Raw genomic sequence first — 4,683 nt, 5'->3', positions numbered from 1 at the left:
TCATCGGCACCGGCATCGAGAGCGACTTCCATCAGCTGGTCTTCCGTCGCGTTTTCCTTGGACACGATGAAAATACCTTCATTTTTGAACATCCACGATACACAACCGGTTTCGCCGAGGTTTCCACCGTGTTTGCTGAATTCATGGCGGACAGCGGCTGCTGCACGGTTGCGGTTATCGGTGAGGACATTGACCGTGACGGCAACGCCGGCCGGGCCATAGCCTTCATAAGTGATTTCTTCGTAATTCTGGCCTTCCGTTGCGCCAGCGCCCTTCTGGATAGCCCGTTTGATATTATCCTTCGGAATATTGTTTTCTTTTGCCTTCTGCAGAGCCAGTTTCAGGCGCATATTACCCGTCGGGTCTGCTCCGCCCATACGGACGGCAATCGTGATTTCGCGGCTGATTTTTGTCGTAATCTTGCCACGGATCGCATCGTTTTTACCTTTTTTACGTTTAATATTCGCCCATTTTGAATGTCCGGACATCTTAGTTCCTCCTCTTTAGTTCCACCAGTCCTCGCCGGCAAGACGATCCAGAATAATCGCCGCAGCCGAACGAACGGAGAGATGATTGTAATCCCCTGCACCATAAATTGGTTCCAGGATAAAATCAAATTGTTCCATCGTTTCTTTTGTCATGCCATATCCCGTACCAAGGAGCAGCAGGACAGGAGTATCTTCTTCTTCTCTCTTGCGTCGGAGGTCCTTGTAGGAAATCGTATTGGCGTACGTCCTGGCATCGGTCGTCACGACATAAGGCCTTTTTCCTTCTGCATCGGTGACGGCCTGGACAGCCGCCCCGATGGAAGGACGGATGTCGAGGATGTCAAGAGCTTCCGTACGATACGAATTATAATTCTTTCCTACAGGGCTGCGCCAGAAATCGATAATCTTACGCACCATGTCCAGTTGTGCTTCGACATGGTGGATAATGAAATATTTTTTTACGCCATAAGTGCGGGCCGACCGGGAAATATCATGGAGATCATAATTCGTAATGGCCGTAGCAATGACGTTGAAGTTTTTATCATAAATCGGGTAGTGAACGAGCCCGATATACAGTGATGATTTCATAATTCCGTTTCCTTCTGTATGCGTTCCAGTATCATGCGGTCTGTATCCGAAAGAGAGCAACCCTGTAGAAGATCCGGTCTTTTGGCCACCGTACGGCGCAGTGACTGTTCACGGCGCCAGGCTGCAATTTTAGCATGATTGCCATTGCGCAGCACTTCTGGAACGGCATGGCCGCGAAATACGGCCGGCTTCGTGTATTGCGGGTATTCCAGCAGGGAATGATAAAACGAATCATCCGAAGCACTGCCAGCTGACCCCAGGACACCGGGAATCATGCGGGCTACGGCATCGGTGATGATCATAGCCGGCATTTCACCGCCTGTCACGACGAAATCGCCGATGGAAATCGTTTCATCAGCCAGATACTGCTCTACCCGGTAATCGACACCCTCATAATGACCGCACAACAAAATGAGCTGGTCATAAGCAGCCAGCTCACGCGCCTTGGCCTGATTAAAGGTCGAGCCGGCCGGTCCCATGAGGATGACACGCCGCCGGGGCACATCTCTGCGCACCGATTCTACGGCTGCAAACAACGGGCCTGCCTTCATCAGCATGCCACAGCCACCGCCATAAATGGTGTCATCCACCATGCGGTGCCGGTCATAGACAAAACTCCTGGGATTAGTCACATCGAGCTCCAGGAGTCCCTGTGCCCGTGCGCGGCCGATGATGCTATGCTGATAGAAAGCCTCTATAAATTCAGGAAATAAGGAAATTATATCGATTCTCATTCGTCAATCCATTCTGGCGGATTTACCACCATCTTCTTCGCTTTGATATCCACAGAGCGTATTACTTCAGGAATGACAGCTAATAGAAGCTCATTGCCGGCGTCATCGTTTACCACGTAAACGTCATTGCTTCCTGTCTTCAGAACGTCCGTCACTTTCCCCAGCAGCCTGCCTTCCAGGTTGTAGACAGCTATGCCGATGATATCAAAGACATAGTACTGCCCTTCTTTCAGCGGCATCAGATCTTCCCTTGGCACCTGCAATTCCTTGTGTACCAGAAGTTCCGCTGCATTACGGTCATCGACACCGGCAAACTTCATCAGGACGACATGTTTATGGAACCGTGCCGCCTTGACTTCATAGCGCTTGCCGTCGATATACCCGTATTTCATATGCAGGAATCGTTCGGGAAAATCCGTATCGGGATAAATACGAACATCACCCCGCACACCGTGCGGGGCAACTATTTGACCGATAGTATAGAGATCCATACCCGTCATCGTATTACTGGCGGAAGGCAATGATCTTGTCGTCTTCGAGCAAGATTTCCGTGCCCATGAGTTTGCCCAGATCGTCTCCGACTTTGACAACGACCGTCTGTTCGAGCGTTCCCTGCCGGATTTCGGAGCCGATTTCGAGCTGTTCCGCCTGTTCGCGTTCGTGCTGGGCTTTCGCTTTGGCAGCGGCAATGTGCTGCTTCTGTTCTTCCACTTGTGCACGAAGAGATATCAAACCCTGTGCGTCGATTTTGGCCTGTTCGGTCATCATGCGCTTAGCCTGGAATTCCAGGTTCTGAGCTTCACGATCGATATCGCTCAACGCCTGATCAGCATTTCTGATGATTTTGTCTTTCAGTGCCTGTGTAACTTTGGACTTGACAGTCACCGGTACACGCAACGTAATCTGATCCATGGTTCCTCCTATACGATATCCACTGATACTTTTTTGTTAGCCTTCACTGCAGCCGCCTTGACGACAAGGCGCAGGGCCTTGGCAATCTTGCCTTGTTTGCCAATGACCTTGCCCATATCTTCCGGAGCTACATGAAGCTGATAGACTTCGAGGCCTTTCTTTTGAATCTTTGTAACTGTTACTGCTTCCGGTTTCTTTACCAGAGACCGGGCAATACAAGCAATCAATTCTTCCATCGTATCCAGCCTCACTTACTTTTTGGATGCTTCAAACTGAGCCATGATACCGGCTTTTTTGAAGAGAGAACGAATGGTATCAGTCGGCTGTGCGCCTTTGCCGAGCCAGGACAGAGCTGCTTCTGCGTCTACAGTCAGGCAGTCAGCGCCTTTGGCTGGATCGTACATGCCCAGAGTAGCAACAGGACGACCGTTTTTACGGGCATCGTGGGAATCAGCTACAACGACGCGGTAGATCGGTTTTTTCTTTGCGCCTAAACGAGCTAAACGAATTTTAATCATGAAAATCACCTCCTTATATGGACTGTCGCTTCGTGAGAAGCCTCTAAAAGGGAAGACGTGGCAAGAAGCCCCGTCGTTTGTTCTTCTGCATTTTCTTGGCCTGCTTCATCATCTTCTGCATATCCGTAAACTGCTTGATGAGGCGGTTTACATCCTGCACCCGCGTGCCGCTTCCTTTGGCAATACGGCGTTTGCGGCTGTCTTTGATGAGCTGTTTCGGATTGGCACTGGCCCGTTCCTGGGCTGTCATAGACTGGATGATGGCTTCAATCCGCTTGAATTCCTTGCCATCCATATCGATTTTATCAATTTCTTTCTTATATTTGCCAATCCCGGGGATCAGGCTGACCAGACTGCTCATGTTCCCCATCTTCTTGACCATGTTCAGCTGGGCCAGGAAATCATCAAAGGTAAAGCTATTGCTCTTCATGGCCTTTTTCATATTGGCCATCGACTCTTCGTCAAAAGCAGCCTGCGCCTTTTCGATGATCGTTTCCACATCGCCCAGGTCGAGGATACGCGATGCATACCGGTCGGGATGGAATTCTTCCAGGCCGTCCAACTTTTCGCTGACGCCAATGAACTTGATGGGTTTACCCGTCACAGCCTTGATGGAAAGGGCCGCACCACCACGGGCGTCACCGTCGAGCTTGGTCATGATGATGCCATCAATGCCCAGCGCCTGATCGAAGGCAGATGCTGCCGTCACAGCGTCCTGGCCTGTCATGGCATCGACGACGAGCAGGATTTCATGGGGCTTGACCTGTTCCTTGATATGGACCAGTTCATCCATGAGCGTTTCATTGACATGAAGCCGCCCTGCCGTATCGATGATGACCACATCTTTCAGATGACTCAAGGCATATGGTATGGCATGCTGGGAAATAGCAACGGGATCTTTGCTCCCTTCTTCCGTATAGACGGGAATATCCAGATCCTGACCCAGCACCTGTAACTGTGTAATAGCCGCCGGACGGTATACGTCTGCCGCGACCAAAAGCGGGTTCTTGCCCTGGCCATGCAGCTTTCTGGCCAGTTTGGCCGCCGTCGTCGTCTTGCCGGCGCCCTGCAGCCCTACCAGCATAATAATGGTAGGTGGTTTACTGGCCATGGCGATACGGCTCTGCGTGCCACCGAGGAGTTCGGCCAGTTCATCACGGACAATCTTAATGACCGTCTGCGATGCATTCAGACTGCCAAATACTTCTTCGCCGACTGCCTTTTCCCGGACCCGCTTGATGAAGTCCTTGGTAACGGCGAAATTGACATCCGCTTCCAGGAGGGCACGGCGCATCTCTTTTAGCGCTTCACTGACATCTTCTTCAGAAAGCTTTCCCTTGCCGCGTAGTTTTTTGAATGCAGCCTGAAACCGTTCGGACAAACTCTCAAATGCCATTGATGGACCTCCCTTTCTGATTTACGCACATTACAATTCAATGTCTT

8 protein-coding genes are annotated in these 4,683 nt (G+C 50.8%); all 8 read right to left on the bottom strand.

Annotated elements, in window-relative coordinates:
- Nucleotides 1-488, bottom strand: a 488-nt coding sequence (locus DBO31_RS06770) for a YebC/PmpR family DNA-binding transcriptional regulator (RefSeq protein WP_150824760.1), incomplete at its 3' end; no start/stop codon positions are given.
- 15 nt (nt 489-503) lie between these two features.
- Complete coding sequence (locus tag DBO31_RS06765; RefSeq protein WP_059075951.1) at nt 504-1,076, bottom strand: RNA methyltransferase; 573 nt, start codon at nt 1,074-1,076, stop codon at nt 504-506.
- Nucleotides 1,073-1,810 (bottom strand): tRNA (guanosine(37)-N1)-methyltransferase TrmD, encoded by a 738-nt coding sequence (trmD, locus tag DBO31_RS06760; RefSeq protein ID WP_059075950.1) that lies wholly within the window; start codon nt 1,808-1,810, stop codon nt 1,073-1,075. The genes DBO31_RS06765 and trmD overlap by 4 nt, the downstream gene beginning before the upstream one ends.
- A complete protein-coding gene (rimM, locus tag DBO31_RS06755) occupies nt 1,807-2,310 on the bottom strand; it encodes a ribosome maturation factor RimM (RefSeq protein ID WP_059076027.1) in 504 nt (167 codons plus the stop codon). The genes trmD and rimM overlap by 4 nt, the downstream gene beginning before the upstream one ends.
- 4 nt (nt 2,311-2,314) lie before the next feature.
- Nucleotides 2,315-2,722, bottom strand: a complete 408-nt coding sequence (locus DBO31_RS06750; protein WP_059075949.1) for a YlqD family protein — start codon at nt 2,720-2,722, stop codon at nt 2,315-2,317.
- Between the two features lie 8 nt (nt 2,723-2,730).
- Nucleotides 2,731-2,958, bottom strand: coding sequence for a KH domain-containing protein (locus tag DBO31_RS06745; protein WP_059075948.1), 228 nt, complete (start codon nt 2,956-2,958; stop codon nt 2,731-2,733).
- Between the two features lie 15 nt (nt 2,959-2,973).
- Entirely contained in the window at nt 2,974-3,240 is a 267-nt protein-coding gene (rpsP, locus tag DBO31_RS06740; RefSeq protein WP_059075947.1) for a 30S ribosomal protein S16, read from the bottom strand.
- A gap of 43 nt (nt 3,241-3,283) precedes the next feature.
- Nucleotides 3,284-4,636: a signal recognition particle protein gene (ffh, locus tag DBO31_RS06735; protein WP_059075946.1), complete on the bottom strand. Its 1,353-nt coding sequence runs from the start codon at nt 4,634-4,636 to the stop codon at nt 3,284-3,286.
- Between the last annotated feature and the right edge of the window lie 47 nt (nt 4,637-4,683).

Source organism: Megasphaera sp. DJF_B143, assembly GCF_900320625.1.
GTDB classification, from domain to species: Bacteria; Bacillota; Negativicutes; order Veillonellales; family Megasphaeraceae; genus Megasphaera; species Megasphaera hexanoica.
This window is presented reverse-complemented; position numbering and strand designations above follow the sequence as displayed.

Coding starts and splice junctions, on each gene's coding strand:
- DBO31_RS06765 (WP_059075951.1), bottom strand. CDS start 1,076: ATGAAATCATCACTGTATATCGGGCTCGTTCACTACCCGATTTATGAT.
- trmD (WP_059075950.1), bottom strand. CDS start 1,810: ATGAGAATCGATATAATTTCCTTATTTCCTGAATTTATAGAGGCTTTC.
- rimM (WP_059076027.1), bottom strand. CDS start 2,310: ATGACGGGTATGGATCTCTATACTATCGGTCAAATAGTTGCCCCGCAC.
- DBO31_RS06750 (WP_059075949.1), bottom strand. CDS start 2,722: ATGGATCAGATTACGTTGCGTGTACCGGTGACTGTCAAGTCCAAAGTT.
- DBO31_RS06745 (WP_059075948.1), bottom strand. CDS start 2,958: ATGGAAGAATTGATTGCTTGTATTGCCCGGTCTCTGGTAAAGAAACCG.
- rpsP (WP_059075947.1), bottom strand. CDS start 3,240: ATGATTAAAATTCGTTTAGCTCGTTTAGGCGCAAAGAAAAAACCGATC.
- ffh (WP_059075946.1), bottom strand. CDS start 4,636: ATGGCATTTGAGAGTTTGTCCGAACGGTTTCAGGCTGCATTCAAAAAA.